The 15,221-nt window shown below is 35.2% G+C and carries 18 protein-coding genes; 12 read left to right on the top strand and 6 right to left on the bottom strand.

Annotated features, from left to right (window positions below; genetic code table 11):
* Position 1 precedes the first annotated feature (1 nt).
* Positions 2-433 (bottom strand): hypothetical protein, encoded by a 432-nt coding sequence (locus tag ACJRPK_RS06560; protein WP_407139114.1) that lies wholly within the window; start codon positions 431-433, stop codon positions 2-4.
* A 276-nt stretch (positions 434-709) separates the two neighbouring features.
* Here ACJRPK_RS06560 and ACJRPK_RS06565 point away from each other — a divergent pair, with 276 nt between their 5' ends.
* A complete protein-coding gene (locus ACJRPK_RS06565) occupies positions 710-1,576 on the top strand; it encodes an RNA polymerase sigma factor RpoD/SigA (RefSeq protein ID WP_407139116.1) in 867 nt (288 codons plus the stop codon).
* 49 nt (positions 1,577-1,625) lie between these two features.
* Here the strand turns inward: ACJRPK_RS06565 and ACJRPK_RS06570 are convergent, their stop codons facing one another.
* Complete coding sequence (locus ACJRPK_RS06570; RefSeq protein ID WP_407139118.1) at positions 1,626-2,252, bottom strand: hypothetical protein; 627 nt, start codon at positions 2,250-2,252, stop codon at positions 1,626-1,628.
* A 194-nt stretch (positions 2,253-2,446) separates the two neighbouring features.
* Between ACJRPK_RS06570 and ACJRPK_RS06575 the strand changes: the two genes are divergently transcribed.
* Positions 2,447-3,691: a response regulator gene (locus ACJRPK_RS06575; RefSeq protein ID WP_407139120.1), complete on the top strand. Its 1,245-nt coding sequence runs from the start codon at positions 2,447-2,449 to the stop codon at positions 3,689-3,691.
* A 30-nt stretch (positions 3,692-3,721) separates the two neighbouring features.
* Here the strand turns inward: ACJRPK_RS06575 and ACJRPK_RS06580 are convergent, their stop codons facing one another.
* Positions 3,722-4,924: a sensor histidine kinase gene (locus ACJRPK_RS06580; protein WP_407139122.1), complete on the bottom strand. Its 1,203-nt coding sequence runs from the start codon at positions 4,922-4,924 to the stop codon at positions 3,722-3,724.
* A gap of 299 nt (positions 4,925-5,223) precedes the next feature.
* Between ACJRPK_RS06580 and ACJRPK_RS06585 the strand changes: the two genes are divergently transcribed.
* Positions 5,224-6,054, top strand: coding sequence for a flagellar motor protein MotB (locus tag ACJRPK_RS06585; RefSeq protein ID WP_407139124.1), 831 nt, complete (start codon positions 5,224-5,226; stop codon positions 6,052-6,054).
* A gap of 131 nt (positions 6,055-6,185) precedes the next feature.
* On the opposite strand, the gene ACJRPK_RS06590 is transcribed toward ACJRPK_RS06585, so the two are convergent.
* The gene (locus tag ACJRPK_RS06590; RefSeq protein ID WP_407139126.1) at positions 6,186-7,406 is read right to left on the bottom strand and encodes a class I SAM-dependent rRNA methyltransferase; all 1,221 of its coding nucleotides are present in this window, start codon (positions 7,404-7,406) and stop codon (positions 6,186-6,188) included.
* 100 nt (positions 7,407-7,506) lie between these two features.
* On the bottom strand, positions 7,507-7,689 hold the full coding sequence (locus ACJRPK_RS06595) for a hypothetical protein (protein WP_407139128.1): 183 nt from the start codon (positions 7,687-7,689) through the stop codon (positions 7,507-7,509).
* Positions 7,690-7,839: 150 nt separating this feature from the next.
* Between ACJRPK_RS06595 and ACJRPK_RS06600 the strand changes: the two genes are divergently transcribed.
* From ACJRPK_RS06600 to ACJRPK_RS06615, 4 genes are read left to right on the top strand one after another with little or no spacing between them, the layout of a single operon-like run.
* A complete protein-coding gene (locus ACJRPK_RS06600) occupies positions 7,840-8,151 on the top strand; it encodes an ArsR/SmtB family transcription factor (RefSeq protein WP_407139129.1) in 312 nt (103 codons plus the stop codon).
* Between the two features lie 17 nt (positions 8,152-8,168).
* On the top strand, positions 8,169-8,765 hold the full coding sequence (locus ACJRPK_RS06605) for a short chain dehydrogenase (protein WP_407139131.1): 597 nt from the start codon (positions 8,169-8,171) through the stop codon (positions 8,763-8,765).
* A complete protein-coding gene (locus ACJRPK_RS06610) occupies positions 8,766-9,563 on the top strand; it encodes a PhzF family phenazine biosynthesis protein (protein ID WP_407139133.1) in 798 nt (265 codons plus the stop codon).
* On the top strand, positions 9,560-10,594 hold the full coding sequence (locus ACJRPK_RS06615) for an NADP-dependent oxidoreductase (RefSeq protein ID WP_407139135.1): 1,035 nt from the start codon (positions 9,560-9,562) through the stop codon (positions 10,592-10,594). The genes ACJRPK_RS06610 and ACJRPK_RS06615 overlap by 4 nt, the downstream gene beginning before the upstream one ends.
* Before the next feature lie 4 nt (positions 10,595-10,598).
* On the opposite strand, the gene ACJRPK_RS06620 is transcribed toward ACJRPK_RS06615, so the two are convergent.
* Positions 10,599-12,098 carry a DEAD/DEAH box helicase family protein gene (locus ACJRPK_RS06620; RefSeq protein ID WP_148782307.1) on the bottom strand — a complete coding sequence of 500 codons (1,500 nt, stop codon included), beginning with the start codon at positions 12,096-12,098 and terminating at the stop codon, positions 10,599-10,601.
* A 181-nt stretch (positions 12,099-12,279) separates the two neighbouring features.
* Between ACJRPK_RS06620 and ACJRPK_RS06625 the strand changes: the two genes are divergently transcribed.
* The 5 genes from ACJRPK_RS06625 (at position 12,280) to ACJRPK_RS06645 (ending at position 15,203) form a co-directional block, all read left to right on the top strand.
* Complete coding sequence (locus tag ACJRPK_RS06625; protein ID WP_407139137.1) at positions 12,280-13,152, top strand: alpha/beta hydrolase; 873 nt, start codon at positions 12,280-12,282, stop codon at positions 13,150-13,152.
* 61 nt (positions 13,153-13,213) lie between these two features.
* Complete coding sequence (gene msrB, locus ACJRPK_RS06630; protein ID WP_407139138.1) at positions 13,214-13,705, top strand: peptide-methionine (R)-S-oxide reductase MsrB; 492 nt, start codon at positions 13,214-13,216, stop codon at positions 13,703-13,705.
* Positions 13,706-13,710: 5 nt separating this feature from the next.
* Positions 13,711-14,106, top strand: coding sequence for a peptide-methionine (R)-S-oxide reductase MsrB (gene msrB / locus ACJRPK_RS06635; RefSeq protein ID WP_407139140.1), 396 nt, complete (start codon positions 13,711-13,713; stop codon positions 14,104-14,106).
* Between the two features lie 26 nt (positions 14,107-14,132).
* On the top strand, positions 14,133-14,636 hold the full coding sequence (locus ACJRPK_RS06640; protein WP_407139141.1) for a hypothetical protein: 504 nt from the start codon (positions 14,133-14,135) through the stop codon (positions 14,634-14,636).
* Entirely contained in the window at positions 14,637-15,203 is a 567-nt protein-coding gene (locus ACJRPK_RS06645) for a uracil-DNA glycosylase family protein (RefSeq protein ID WP_407139143.1), read from the top strand.
* Positions 15,204-15,221 lie beyond the last annotated feature (18 nt).

Genomic DNA, 15,221 nt, shown 5'->3' on the forward strand with positions numbered 1-15,221 from the left:
ATTAAGCTAAATCCTTGTCATTGTTTAGCTTTGACAGGGATTTCATATATTCTTCAACCCAATCAATAGCGATATCCAATTGATCAAAACTCATAATATTATTCTGAAAGAAAATCTCTTCTACTCTCAGACTTGTTTCCTGATGAGAATTAAATAAAACAACTGCCAGAATCGCCAGGTTAGGAAAAATTTCATAAATCCGATTATAGTCCATCGGTTCCAATGCATAGCTGTGAATGCGATGTGAAATGTAACCAAAGGGTCTTTCTGCAAAATGTATAGCGGTTAATTCTCCTATATAGGTTGCTTTATCATAATTGAAATGAACCCCTTCATGTACTTCGACCACAACAAAAGAAGTAAAAAAGTAAAGTGTACAAAATTCCAGCACATATTTTTTTACAAAGTTTTGATGTCGTTCTAGTTTACACATTCAATTTAGCACATTATTTCTAAAAAAATAAGTGCCAAATATAGGGTAAAATCCTTGTGAGGAAACATAAAATATAAATAAGACTACTTTTTTTATCCACCATCCAATTATACGAGTTTTCATTAGTTGGTCTTTGGCATATTCTTATATTGTGTTAATCCTTTAAGAAATAACATGTTAACAACGGTATAAACTCATAAAACTATGTTATTGTTTTGGTTCTTAGTATTCTAATGATTATCATATGTGTTTGACAAGTAAATAATAAGGATATATATGAGACAACTAAAGATTACAAAGCAAGTTACGAATAGAGAATCTAAGTCGTTAAACAGTTACTTACAGGATGTGAGTAAAATCGATATGATTACTGCCGATGAAGAGGTAGAGTTGGCGAAGCGTATTCAAAAAGGGGATGAAAACGCTTTAAACAAACTTACTCGTGCAAATTTGCGTTTTGTGATTTCAGTTGCAAAACAATATCAAAATCAAGGGTTGAGCTTACCTGATTTAATTAATGAAGGGAACGTAGGCTTGGTAAAAGCAGCTAAACGTTTCGATGAGACCCGAGGATTTAAATTTATATCGTATGCAGTTTGGTGGATACGCCAGGCAATTCTACAAGCAATTGCTGAACAAGCTAGAATTGTACGCCTTCCATTGAACAAAATAGGTGAGATTACCAAGATAAATAAGGTAATGGGACATTTACAACAAAAATATCAGCGTAAACCTACCGCCGAAGAAATAGCGAGCGAATTACAAATATCGATTAGTAAGGTAAAATTATCTTTAAAAAATTCTAGTCGAAGTTTATCAATGGATGCTCCTTTTCAGGAAGGTGAAGATGACTTCAACATGTACAATGTTCTACAATCCGGTGATACTCCGAAACCTGATAATGAATTGATGCATGAATCTCTTAAAATTGAAATAGAACGTGCATTGGATACATTAACACCCCGTGAAAAGGATGTAGTTATGTTGAATTTTGGCCTTAACAATCAAGCTGCTATGACACTTGAAGAAATAGGTCAAACATTTGATATTAGCAGAGAACGTGTCAGACAAATTCGTGAAAAGGCCATTCGTCGCCTGCGCAATCGTTCTAAAAATAGAATATTAAAAAATTACCTGGGATAGGATAATCGGACTAATTTCTAGTGCATTATAAGTATACAAGTTGCGGTGATTAATTTTTGACAATTATCATCGTAGCTTTTCCTCCTGTGAGTAAATTCCATTGATTTGTCGTAATTAATTTCCCTTTATCATCATATACCTGAAATTGTGCTGTATTAGGGCCAGAGGTCCCTTGATTCAAAGCTTCTATTACGATTTTATTAAATCCTGGAATTAAATCTATAATCAAGCCGGTATATTCACCCGTAAGATAGACATTCCCTCTAATCACATCATCATCCAGATACACCCGTATCAAATCACCATCTACACTTCCAAAATCTCTATAGACAAGTTGAATATATTCACCACTGTTACTGTAATCTCCAAAATATTGATCGGTGACCCCTTCAGCATTTTCCTCCTTTTCACGTTTTAAATAATTGGGAGTAAACGTATGGGTATCTTTATGGAATTGATCATCTCCCATCAATTTCTTCGGTTCATTTTGTCTGCTGTAAGATTGAAATTTATCAGAGTTCAAGTTCGAGCTATTACTATTCAATAATGAAGAAGATGTGATGTTTAATCCGTTGGAAGCATTGGTAGATGTACCTAAGGGGCTTACAGTACCACCCATTGTTCCTCGATCCATTTGTGAATATCCTAAAAGAGAACACAAGATGAAACATCCCATGACCCAAACTTTTGTATAATTTCTACCCTCCTTCATACTATCAAAGATAATCAATATTGAATTATTAAAGTAATCTTTTCATCATACAGTAAAGGTAACATAACATTTATTTAAATGATGAAGCTAAAAAATATAGAAATAAATTTTTGAGAGTCAATTCATATATGTTATTTTGCTAACTTGAAACCAATTTTATGACATATCCTATTATTTGTGGTGCTTTACTAATTATTCTCGCTCTAGTGCTATTTTACACTGGTAAAATAATTCTAGATTTACGACGCAAAAACAAGGAACTTAAAATTTCGCAACAAAGAGCTGAGCAACAAGCAAAGCTAAAGCAAGAGTTTATATCCACCTTAAGTCACGAATTGCGAACACCGTTATATGGGATGATGGGATTAACGCGACTTATTGTAGAAGAACACCCTGAACTGAAGTCGAATAGAAATCTTAGATCACTTAAATTTTCTGGCGATTATTTATTATCGCTTATCAACAATATCCTACAGGTTAATTATATTAATTATGAAGAATTAATTCTTGCTAAAACCTCTTTTAATTTAAAGGATACGGTAAGTAACCTTGTTAATTCTTTCAGTTATGCAACAGAGAACAGCGATAATACTTTAGATTTTAAATTTGATGAATCGATTCCCGAGCAACTAGAAAGTGATCCTGCGATATTAACTCAAATTTTAATGAACTTGATCAGTAACGCTTTAAGATTCAGTAAAAATGGGATCGTGTTATTCACAGTTGACACGATAAAAGATGATGCGACTAGTTGTACCATTTCTTTTAATATTCGCTTTGATGGAAGCGAGGTTTCTAAAGAAGATGAGGATTCCATTTATGAAGAGTTCACCAATATTGAAACCGAAAAACGTTCATACTTGGGAACCGGACTTAATTCGACTATCGTTAAAAGTTTAGCCACTGCTTTGGATAGTGAAATTATTAAACAAGACAGTAGCTTTTCGGGATCCGAATATGCCTTTGCCGTGACTTTCAAAAAAGCCAGTCAACATACAGAACAATCCATTGCAGAAAAAACAGTAACATCAAATAAATTAAGAGCGCTGGTTGTTGATGATAATAAGCTTAATTTGCTTGTTGCTGATAAAATTTTATCCAGTGAAAACTTTGATTGTACCACTATTGATAATGGGTATGACGCTATTGACCTTGTTCGTGAAAATTCGTATGACATTATACTGATGGATATCAATATGCCCAAATTAAACGGAATTGGTACTACGAAAAGAATCCGTGAATTTGATCAAGCCACACCAATCATAGCACTAACTGCAGTAGACGTTACCCAGCTCAACAGGCAAATTATACAGGCGGGACTAAATGATTACATTTTAAAACCTTACGATAAAAATCATTTGTTAGAATTGATAAACAAAAACATAGAAAACACGAAGAGTTAGATCATTAGCAACGTATTAAACCTGGTGCTATTACGTTACCGGTATTTCTATAATAAATCGGCTACCAGCATCCAGTTTTGATTCAATAGTTATTGTTCCCTGTAAATTCGTGATAATTTTTTTTACTGTTGCCAATCCTATACCGCTTCCCGAGTTACCGTGACGGTCTTGTGTATTTAAGGTAGTAAACAATTCAAAGATTTTCTCCTGATCTTCATTAGATATACCGTTGCCGTTATCTTCAAGAATAAATCGATAAGCATCCTTACGTTTTTCAAAACCTATTGTAATTCTAACTTCCTCCTTAGTATTATACTTATAAGAATTTGTAACCAGATTCAAAAAAACTTGCTGCATGGCAGGTTTATTAATCACAATTTCCGTTTGTTCATTAGGAAAAGAAAAGGTTACTTCATCAGATAATCCGGATAGCTCGGCAATTCTGTCAAAAAAGATAGCTACCGGAACAGCTTCTCGTTTATGCTTTAAAATGTTATCGCTTTTATAAAATGCTAACAATCCATCAATATATTCACGCAACGCCGATGACGAAGCTTTTAAGTATTTGATATACAATAAGGAATCTTCGCTTAAAATATCACCATTGTCGATCTCTAAGAGCTCAGTCAGCGAAGTGATGTTAGCTAAAGGTGATTTGAGGTCGTGAGAAACAACACGCGCGAATTTTTCTAAGTTCTGATTACGCAATTCCAATTGTTCTTGGAATTTTTGCAATTGTGTATTTTTTAATTTTTGTTCAAATAATTCCATTACCTGATTTGCCATGGTAAGCATCGCTCGTATCTGACTATCATCCAATGTTCTTGGTTCATAATCAAAGACACACAATGTACCTAACTTACAACCTTCTTGATCAATCAAGGGAACACCGGCATAAAAAACAATGTTTTGCTCTGTTACAAGTGGATTATCAAAAAATCTAGCATCCAATCGTGCGTCTTCAACAATCATCACTGGAGCCTCATTAATAATCGCATGACCACAAAAAGAGGTTTCTTGAGGTACCTGATCAAAACTAACACCGTGATGAGACTTTAAGTAATTACGTTGATTACCTAATAAGGTTATTAAAGCAATAGGAGTATTACAAATGTAACTTAGTAATGAAGTGTATGCATCAAAATTTGAATTTGGGATGCTATCTAGCATCTTGTACTTATCAACTGCTTTTTGACGCTCATATTCATTTGGAGATAAACTTGGGGCTATCATATAAGAATATTTGAGTATAACTGTGCAAAACTAATGCATTTTGCCGATAAAATATGCATTTTATCATAGTATTAATTTATAGTAGCACTGTTAACTATTATCATTTTACCATATTTTTGAAACGGTTTTACCATAATCAATAATAATACTTGTAAATATCATAAATTTTTTACGAATTTATAAGTTGTCTCCATTAACAATAGTTTGGGAAAATGATAGCAACTATTTAGTATCTCACTGGCAATATTTGAAATATCTTACTGTTCTATTACGATAGTATAAATTAAATAAAAAAAACTATGAAGAAAGTTTTCACACTAATCATTTTAACTGGAATAATAACCACATCATGTGTGTCAAAAAAGAAATATCTTGCGGTAGAACAGGACTTACAAAACACCAGAAGTTCTTTACAAAAAACGACTGTTGAGAAAGAAGCCTTAGAAACTAAATTTGCTCAGATTGAAGCCCGTGTAGAAGACTACAATGCTAAAATCAACTCACTAACCGAAGATAATAACGAACAAATGGTTATGGTAGACGATTTAGCTGTTATCTCAAACAACACCAAACAAAATATGAGAAAAACATTAGAAAATGTTGATTCTCAGAAATTAAATGAAGCAAAAACTTTAAAAGACTCCATGAATTTGGCGGTTTCTCACAATCTAAAAAATTCTTTGGATCAAAGCGTAAAAGAAGATGAGGACATCTCTATAGATATTGAAAATACTGTAGTTATGATTTCTGTATCTGATAAAATGTTGTTTAATACTGGTAGCTACCGAGTAAGTAAGCGAGCAGATGAGTTATTAACAAAGTTGGCTGCTGTTATTAACTCTGAACCAAGCCTTGAAGTAATGATAGAAGGTCATACTGACCCAAGAACGATTCGTACGCCTGCAATTGAGGATAATTGGGATCTTAGCGTAAAACGTGCTACTTCCATAACTCGCTTGTTACAGAATAAGTACGATGTTGATCCAGCCAAATTAATAGCATCTGGTAGAAGTAGCTATAAACCAGTTGTTTCAAATGACACCAAAGAAAATATGGCTAAAAATCGTAGAACCCGAATTATTTTACTTCCTAATCTAGATAAATTCTTCTCTATGATATCCTCTAACTAAGCTAGATGATCATAAGTAAAGTATACGATGAGAGCTAATTCTTTAATGGATTAGCTTTTTTTTGTTCAATTTTTTGAATTTAATTCATCGCTACCATGTAATAAAAAATCATATTATAAATATCAACCAACCTACTCTGTATCCATCTGGTAATACCCACATTTTAAATACGCTCCTTCGGGAAAAGCAATAGGGTGATCGCTGTCGTGATAGGTTTTATCAATATTATTGAAACTACGTCCTGATCGATAAAGTTCACTTTCTGAAATTTCGAAGAACTCTTCGGCTGTTACTCTTGATGAGCAAGAAGCTAAAACTAAAATTCCCGAGGGTGCAACCAGCTGTACGCCTAATTTTGCCAAACGGGCATAACTTTGTTTAGCACGCAAAATTTCACTTTCTCTTTTTGCAAATGATGGTGGATCTATAACTACAATATCGAATTTTTTCTTTTCCGAAATTAACCGGGCCAACCCTTCAAAAGCATCTGCTACCATTATATGATGTGTACCTGAGTGCGTATTTAATTTAGCATTATCCTGAGCAGAAGCCAAGGCCTGCTGACTAATATCCAAGCTTGTAACAGTTTTGGCACCACCGGCCAAAGCATGCACAGAGAAACCGCCCGCATAAGAAAATATATCGAGCACGGTTTTATTTTTGGACATCTCCCCTACTCGTTTACGATTATGTCGATGATCCAAAAAATAACCGGTTTTGTGCCCATGAATTACGTTGGCTGAAAATACAACACCATGCTCTCTAAAAAGAATCACTTCATTTTTTAAGGTACCATACAGTAGTTGTCCATCTTGAAGACCAAACGTTTCTCCTTTGCTTTGTAACAAACGACTCATTCTTAGCACAACACTTTTAGCCTTGGTAATTTCAATTAAATTGGATACGATCGTATCTAAGTAAGGAAACCAGATGTGAGAGTATAATTTGATAACCAATACATCTGCATACACATCGGCTATAAATCCAGGCATATGATCATTTTCACCAAACAATATTCTATAACTATTGGTATCGGTGGTAAGCAACGATTTTCTTTTATGCATCGCTGATTTGATCGTATCAGCAAACCATTCAGCATCAATCGTCTTTGGAGTGGTAAACTGAAGGAGTTTTATGCGTATAGGAGAATCCGGATCTAACAAACCACATGCTAAAAATTTATTCTTCTTAGCGTCATAGATAATTGCTAAATCCCCAGCTTTCCCTTCCATACTTTGTTTACTAATGCTATTTTGAAACACCCAGGGATGCTGCTTTTTTACCATCCTCTCAGCAGATGGCTTCAATTTTACAGCAATTCGATTGATAGGCAAAGAAGGTATTGTGTTCATAAGCGCAAGATTATACTATTTTTAATAATCTTCATAGCTTATCGCAAAAAAAAAAGAAACAGAGTTGTTTCGTTTTAAAGAATTTTATGATTGCAATCTTTTAGTAATAAAGGCAGTATCCATTGCTATTACAATGACCAGCATCGCAAAACTCGCCATGTGCGGTACCCACACAACATTGACTACCATTTTGCCAGCATTGCGAACGTGCTGCACCAAAAACTTGGGATTGCTCTTTCTTACTTAGATTTTTTACTCCTGTCAAATTTAAAATACTTTTCATATACGTTTATTTAAATTATTAGATGATTCTAAGATACAGATAAACCAATAATTATGGATACAGAATACCCGTACACTTTGTGAGTAAGAACTATAAAATACCTAACAATAAATTAACATATTCATAAAATTAAATATGTATATTTGTATTATGAATCTGGAAGAAATTTTAATTATTAATAAGGCCTTATCAAATGTTACACGGATGCACATCATTAATTGGTTGAAAACACCCGAAAAACATTTTCCTCCCCATCCTGATTTAGGTCATTTCAATGATGGGGTTTGCGGACAGTTTATTAAAGATAAAACTAACTTATCACAGCCCACGATCTCCAGTTATCTTGCTACCTTACAAAAAGCCGGATTACTAATACCTACTCGCCATGGTAAATGGACCTACTTTAAAAGAAATGAAAAAAAAATCAATGAGTACGTCCAAGCATTGAACACAACTCTCTAATTATACATTACATCTGTATGAAAATTCTAATCATTGGTGCTTCAGGCACTATCGGAAAAGCAATTTACAATCATTTCTCCAAAGACCATGAGGTGTTTGGTGCCCACCGTACTAGTAAAAAATATTCGGTAGATATAGAAGATAAGCAATCCATCATTGCGCTATTTCAAAAACTTCCGAAGCTAGACGCCGTTGTAATCGCCGCAGGTACTGCTATTAGTAAACCATTAGATCAATTGACTGAGGCTGATTATTATATTGGAATTCGCAGTAAATTAATGGGGCAAGTACTTAGTATGCAAGTAGCCAAGGATTATCTCAAAGACAAAGGTTCTATTACCTTGACAACGGGAATCTTATCAGAACATTATGAACCGGAAACTACAGCATTATCCATGGTAAATGGAGCACTTAATAGCTTGGTGCTGACTTCTTCACAAGAACTTCCCAGAGGTATTCGGTTAAACGTTGTTGCTCCCGGAGCTATAGCCGGGGCCTATCCAAAGGACAAATTATTTGCAGGCCATCTTCCTGTAGCTATCGATGATACGGTAGCACTGTATAGAAAGGCAGTAGAACAGCCTATTACTGGGCAAATTCTAAAATTATATTAAATGAAATTTCCTATATATCAAATTGATGCCTTTACTTCTGAAGTTTTTAAAGGTAATCCAGCAGCAGTGTGTATTCTTCCTCATTGGATTGAAGAGCGTACAATGCAGCAAATTGCTGCAGAGAATAACCTGGCTGAAACAGCTTTTATCGTAAAAGAAGGAGATGATTATCGAATTAGATGGTTTATGCCCCATGCTGAGATTGATTTATGTGGCCATGCTACGCTTGCATCAGCGTTTGTCATATTCAATTATATGGAGGAGAATTTAAAAGAAATTACTTTTTTATCACGAAGTGGTAATCTAAAGGCCATACGTAATCAGAATAATGCTATAACATTGGATTTCCCCTCACGACCCCCAAAATTAATCGCAATACCTGACGAAATATATGGAGCCCTGAAATTTAAACCTGTATCCGCTCATGCGAGCAGAGATTTAATTCTTGTATACAATTCTGAAGAAGAGATTCTAAAAGAAGATCCCGCTTTAGCCTTATTAAAAGACCTCCCGTATTTGTGCATTGTCATTACTGCCCGAGGGACAACGGTTGACTTTGTTTCTCGTGTATTTGACGCAAATGCGACCTCCATTCAAGAGGATCCTGTAACAGGCTCCGCCCATAGTTCGTTGGTTCCGTTTTGGGCTTCACAACTCAAAAAAAACAAGTTTAAAGCTAAGCAATTATCACAGCGTACCGGTAATCTATATTGTCAGCTTAGTAATAACAGAGTTTATATAACCGGATTTGCTGTACCCTTTTTAACTGGAGAAATTAATTTACCAAATATTATATGAACACCTACACAAACAGACAATGGATCTATCGTAAACGTCCTGAAAATGTAGTTGATGAACGTCATTATTCATTACAAACAACCTCACTATCAACTACAGAACTGAAAGAAAATCAAGTAGTATTAAAATCTAAATATTTTAGTTTAGATCCTTATATGAGAATTCAGCAGTCGGCCTTAGAAACTTGGGAACGGCCCCATCCTTTGGATACCGTTCAAGGAGGTGCTGTAGTTGGTCAAATACAGGACATACATCCATCTTGTAGAGAATTTAAAGTGGGCGATTGGGTATTGTCATATGCGGGATGGCAAGAGTATGCGATCGCAGATATTTCCGGCTTACGCAAGTTAAATCGGGATGAAGTACCTTTGACAACGGCCTTAGGTATTTTGGGCATGCCAGCAAGAGTTGCTTATTTTGGATTACAAGATGTAGGGCAACCAAAACCAGGAGAAACGGTTGTGGTGTCAGGTGCATCGGGAGCAGTCGGCCAAATAGTAACTCAGATAGCTAAGATAAAAGGATGTCACGTAATTGGTATTGCGGGATCTGATGAAAAAACGAAATATTTAAAAGAAACACTTCAACTGGATGGTGTTATTAATTACAAAAAATTTACTACTCAAAAGGAAATACATTTGGAATTAAAGCGATTAGCTCCCCAGGGTGTAGATATTTATTATGATAACGTTGGAGGCTATATTACTGACGCCGTAATAGACTCGATAAATACGTATGCAAGAATTATTATTTGCGGACAAATATCTCAATATTCTGACGGACTGGACTCCCCTAACCTTGGTCCACGTTTTTTACATAAAATGCTATATAAACGCGCAAAAATTCAAGGAGTCCTAGCACGAGATTACAATAATCGAATGCCAGAACTTTTGGAAGAAATGACGCCGTGGGTTCAACAAGGTTTACTTCACTATAAAGAAACTATTGTCAACGGATTCGAAAATCTTCCAAAAGCACTAAACATGTTATTTTACGGTAAAAATACCGGTAAACTCATTGTAGAGGTATAATTTTTTAAACAAACAATTGATTAATTCGGGTCCGGAGTTTTCTCTTATAGTCTTCCTGTAACCAATCGCGATAGTTTTTGGTACTTTTACTAATACAATAAGAATAGCGACGCACCCGATACTCGATATCATCATTAAGCAATCTGCTTAAAATTCTAGCATCAAAAACATCTTCACTATTTTCTACACACATTTTGGCATGTTGTTCAATTGAATTTTCAAGAACACTCTTACTACGTAAATTATACTTTTTAGTTTTAGAATATTCTTCTTCAATATCAAATTCAATATCTGTGGAATTAGCAAATTCTTCTCTAATTTCACTTGGCATTACATATTTAAAATTTCTCTCTATGTCCTCATCACTAACCAAGTTATCATAGTAAAAATCGGGAGATCTAAATATAGTTTGCCAATCAATTTCCGCATTCCATAATCCAAAACGAGTCGTATTATTACCCATGTCAATGATGGTGAATTCTTTCTTCTCTGGTAAAATTCGAGATCCACGCCCAATCATTTGGAAATACAGTGTAAGTGATTTTGTAGCTCTGTTGAGAATAACACACTCAACGGTAGGTTCATCAAACCCTGTGGTTAGAATACTTACAGAAGTCAAAATTGCATCATCAGTATTCTTAAACCATTCCAAGATATCGGTTCTTTCCTGTTTGCTATTGGTATTGTCCAAATGCCTGATAGGATATCCTTTTCTGGCAAAGGTATCATATACATGAATAGAGGTGTTAATACCGTTATTAAAGATCAGCGTCTTTTTCCCTTTGGCTTTTTCTTCATATGCACTCAACAATTTATCCTGCATCATTGCATTACTATACAAATCTTCTGAAGATTTTACTGTATAGTCACCGTTCATACCAATTTTTAAGGAGCCTAATCCTACATTATGCGTATAGGTTACAGGTTCCGCCAAAAACCCCTTACCAATCAACCCGCTGATTGTATCTCCTACTATCAATTCTTGATAATTATCCTTCATGGGGAGCTTCATATTCGAGCTCAACGGTGTAGCGGTTACTCCGAGAATAAAACAATTCTCAAAGTATTTAAATAATTTTCTGAAAGAATTATAATGTGCTTCATCAATGATGACCATTCCTATATCACCAATCTCTAATTTATCATCGTTAAGACGGTTATTAAGGGTCTCAACCATGGCCACAAAACACATATAGTCCCCCTGATCATATAGTTCTTTAACGTCACTATTAATGATCTTGTTACGCACACCAAACTCTGATAACATATTAGAAGTCTGCGCGCATAGTTCAATTCTATGGGTTAAGATAACTACCTTTTTTTGCGTAGTTTTAATGTATCTTCTTACAATTTCAGAAAAAATAACTGTCTTTCCACCACCGGTAGGTAATTGATATAACAAATTATATTTTTCTGGAAATTCATCAAGTCTGGAAAATATTTTATCAATATCTCTATCTTGATAATCATATAAAACCTTTTGCTCTTTTCTTTCTATTTCCATGGGTTTTCCCCGCATTTGCTCAATTTTAAAAATAAGGTACAAAACTAAGCACTTTCAGAGGTTATAGAAAAGATTTCCCTTTCTTTTTCTAAAAAAAATAAAATAGATAAGTGTTAATTCTACTAAACACATCATACAAAACCATTTGAAAATGTAATTTTAACATCTCTAATCATTTTCAATGACCGAAAAACAAAATAAAAAAAATGTTCCAGTACAAGCATTACTGGTACCTAAACACATTCTAAAAATAGGTAGTACCCTAAATCGTCTATCTCCTTTTTTAGCATCGCGTTTTGCTGCTCGCCTTTTTCTAACACCTTTTTCGTACAAAATGCCAGAACGCGAAAAAATAATGTTTGATAACAGCAAACGTGAATTAATTAAAATCCCCGCTATTCGCAGAGAGGTAATGATTTATACGTACGGAAACTCGGATAAGAAAATTTTATTAGCTCACGGTTGGTCCGGTACAGGCACACAGTTATCTATGCTTGCTGCAAAATTATTAGAGCATGGCTATAGCACCGTTAGCTTTGATGCCCCTGCACATGGTCATTCTCCGGGTAAAAGAACCATGATGCCGCATTTTATTGAAACCATACATCATTTATACAATTCTCACGGCCCTTTTGAAGCCGCTGTTGGACATTCACTTGGTGGTATGTCATTATTAAAAGCTACGAGTGATGGCTTGCCGATTAACAAACTGGTAATTATTGGTACCGCTAACAGTGTTACGGCTATTACTCAGAATTTTGCTAAGAACATGCAATTAAGTAAAGAGGTAAGTGTACTTTTAAAACAGTACTTTGACAAAAAATTCGGAGAAGATTTGGACGCCTATTCTGGTGCCGTTTCTGCCGAGGGTGTCACAATACCTACCTTGGTCGTTCATGACAAGCACGATGTTGATGTACATCATAGCTGTGCCTATGAAATCGCAGATAAGCTGAAGAAAGGCACCTTACTATTAACCGAAAACTTGGGGCATCGCAAAATACTTGGTGATGAAAATGTGATAAAAGATATTACAAGCTTCATCATGGAATAATTCTTGATAATCATATGTAATGTTTATGACATTAAAGAGACTATAAAAGAAAAGAATTGATATGAAAAATTTGTTGTTAGTAGGTTTGATCGCGTTGCTTTTCAGCTGTAATAGTACAGCACAAAAAGGTACTGAGACCAATACAAAAGAAAAAGAAACTTTTAAAGTCGTGAAGTCTGATAAAGAATGGAAAGAGCTTTTGACAAAGGATCAATATTATGTACTACGTCAGGAAGGAACAGAACGACCTTTCTCTAGTCCGTTAAACAAAGTTACACAAGCCGGAACTTTTCATTGTGCAGCATGTAATACTCCGCTTTATGAAACCAAACATAAGTTTGACAGCGGTACTGGTTGGCCGAGTTTTGACCGAGGTATTGATGGTAATATAGCTTATGATAGTGATCGAAAATTGGGCTATGTGAGAACAGAGTTAGTATGTGGAACCTGTGGCGGACATTTAGGTCATATGTTTAATGACGGACCTAGCGAAACTACAGGCAAACGTCATTGTATCAACGGAGATGCATTAACTTTTGAACCAACAAAATAATAATTATGAGTACATATGCTATAAATAAATCAGAGGCTGAATGGAAAAGAGAGCTCACAGAAGAGCAATATCGGGTCTTGCGTGAAAAAGGCACCGAACGTCCTTTTACCGGGACATATAATATGCATTTTGAAGACGGGCTCTATAGATGTATGGGGTGCGAATCTCCGTTGTTTGAGAGTGCTTCAAAATTTGAATCCGGTTGTGGTTGGCCTAGTTTTGACGCTCCTATAGAGGGCGCTGTAGAATACATACAAGACAAGTCGCATGGAATGATTCGTACCGAAATAGTATGTTCGAATTGTGGGAGTCACTTAGGTCATGTTTTTAATGACGGACCTACAAAAACCGGCGAACGCTATTGTGTGAATTCGGTAAGCATTAACTTTGACGAAAAGTAAGTTTCAAATTAACCTAAATTATATTTATGAAAAAAGTCATTTTTTTATTGAGTCTTACAACAATTCTTTTTACATCATGTGAAGGTGATCAGGGACCACAAGGAGAACCGGGTATATCCATTCTGGCACAAGTCTTTGAAGGGATCGGGACTTTTAACAGCGCAAATAACTATACTTTAATCTTTGACTACCCTGGTAACATCGATGTTTTTGAATCTGATGTGGCTTTAGTCTATTTGAGAGAAGAAGTAAACAACGGATTAGAAGTATGGACTCCCCTACCGCGAACTTTTTATTTTGATACCGGAGGTTTTGTTGAATACAACTTTAATTTTACAATCGATGATGTTGCTGTATTTTTGGATAGTGATGTTAATTTTGGTTCTTTGGACCCCGTGGTTACAGACGATCAAATTTTCAGAATTGTAATTGTTCCCGGAGAATTTGCAAAAAACAATGATACCAGTGATATTAATAGCGTATTGACACAATTCAACCTTCAAAATACCACACCTACTACCTTGGATTAAATGGAAGCGTTACTTTCGACCATAAAAGATTGCACGGTGTGTGAAAAATATTTACCTCACGGTGCCAATCCAATACTCGAAGTAAGTAGCACATCTAAAATTTTGCTAATCAGTCAAGCGCCAGGTCGTGTAGCACATTTCAAGAGTTTAGCTTGGGATGATGCTGGCGGAAAACGATTAAAACAATGGTTAAACGTTTCTGAAGAAGAGTTTTACAATACAGAGAATTTCGCCATCTTTCCGATGGCGTTTTGTTATCCGGGCAAAGCAAAGGTCGGGGACTTACCACCACGCCCCGAATGTGCTCCTTTATGGCATCAACAAGTACTATCAAAATTGAGAACAACCCCTTTAAAGATTCTTATAGGAAAATATGCTCAGGATTACTATCTGCAAGATGCGAGTACCCTAACTGAACGAGTAAAAAATATCGGTCGATATTTACCTAATTATCTTCCGCTCCCCCACCCATCACCAATAAATCGATTTTGGATGCAAAAAAATCCGTGGTTTGAAGATGATATTATTCCATTCCTGCAAAGCAAGATTCGTGCAATGCTTGAGTAATATGCTTTTACGTTCAAA

The sequence above is a fragment of the Aquimarina sp. 2-A2 genome (assembly GCF_045505135.1).
In the GTDB taxonomy this organism is placed as follows: domain Bacteria; phylum Bacteroidota; class Bacteroidia; order Flavobacteriales; family Flavobacteriaceae; genus Aquimarina; species Aquimarina intermedia.

Excerpts from the sequence above, each read along its gene's own strand:
- ACJRPK_RS06560 (WP_407139114.1), bottom strand. The coding sequence starts at position 433 with ATGTGTAAACTAGAACGACATCAAAACTTTGTAAAAAAATATGTGCTG.
- ACJRPK_RS06565 (WP_407139116.1), top strand. The coding sequence starts at position 710 with ATGAGACAACTAAAGATTACAAAGCAAGTTACGAATAGAGAATCTAAG.
- ACJRPK_RS06570 (WP_407139118.1), bottom strand. The coding sequence starts at position 2,252 with ATGGGATGTTTCATCTTGTGTTCTCTTTTAGGATATTCACAAATGGAT.
- ACJRPK_RS06575 (WP_407139120.1), top strand. The coding sequence starts at position 2,447 with ATGACATATCCTATTATTTGTGGTGCTTTACTAATTATTCTCGCTCTA.
- ACJRPK_RS06580 (WP_407139122.1), bottom strand. The coding sequence starts at position 4,924 with ATGATAGCCCCAAGTTTATCTCCAAATGAATATGAGCGTCAAAAAGCA.
- ACJRPK_RS06585 (WP_407139124.1), top strand. The coding sequence starts at position 5,224 with ATGAAGAAAGTTTTCACACTAATCATTTTAACTGGAATAATAACCACA.
- ACJRPK_RS06590 (WP_407139126.1), bottom strand. The coding sequence starts at position 7,406 with ATGAACACAATACCTTCTTTGCCTATCAATCGAATTGCTGTAAAATTG.
- ACJRPK_RS06595 (WP_407139128.1), bottom strand. The coding sequence starts at position 7,689 with ATGAAAAGTATTTTAAATTTGACAGGAGTAAAAAATCTAAGTAAGAAA.
- ACJRPK_RS06600 (WP_407139129.1), top strand. The coding sequence starts at position 7,840 with ATGAATCTGGAAGAAATTTTAATTATTAATAAGGCCTTATCAAATGTT.
- ACJRPK_RS06605 (WP_407139131.1), top strand. The coding sequence starts at position 8,169 with ATGAAAATTCTAATCATTGGTGCTTCAGGCACTATCGGAAAAGCAATT.
- ACJRPK_RS06610 (WP_407139133.1), top strand. The coding sequence starts at position 8,766 with ATGAAATTTCCTATATATCAAATTGATGCCTTTACTTCTGAAGTTTTT.
- ACJRPK_RS06615 (WP_407139135.1), top strand. The coding sequence starts at position 9,560 with ATGAACACCTACACAAACAGACAATGGATCTATCGTAAACGTCCTGAA.
- ACJRPK_RS06620 (WP_148782307.1), bottom strand. The coding sequence starts at position 12,098 with ATGGAAATAGAAAGAAAAGAGCAAAAGGTTTTATATGATTATCAAGAT.
- ACJRPK_RS06625 (WP_407139137.1), top strand. The coding sequence starts at position 12,280 with ATGACCGAAAAACAAAATAAAAAAAATGTTCCAGTACAAGCATTACTG.
- msrB (WP_407139138.1), top strand. The coding sequence starts at position 13,214 with ATGAAAAATTTGTTGTTAGTAGGTTTGATCGCGTTGCTTTTCAGCTGT.
- msrB (WP_407139140.1), top strand. The coding sequence starts at position 13,711 with ATGAGTACATATGCTATAAATAAATCAGAGGCTGAATGGAAAAGAGAG.
- ACJRPK_RS06640 (WP_407139141.1), top strand. The coding sequence starts at position 14,133 with ATGAAAAAAGTCATTTTTTTATTGAGTCTTACAACAATTCTTTTTACA.
- ACJRPK_RS06645 (WP_407139143.1), top strand. The coding sequence starts at position 14,637 with ATGGAAGCGTTACTTTCGACCATAAAAGATTGCACGGTGTGTGAAAAA.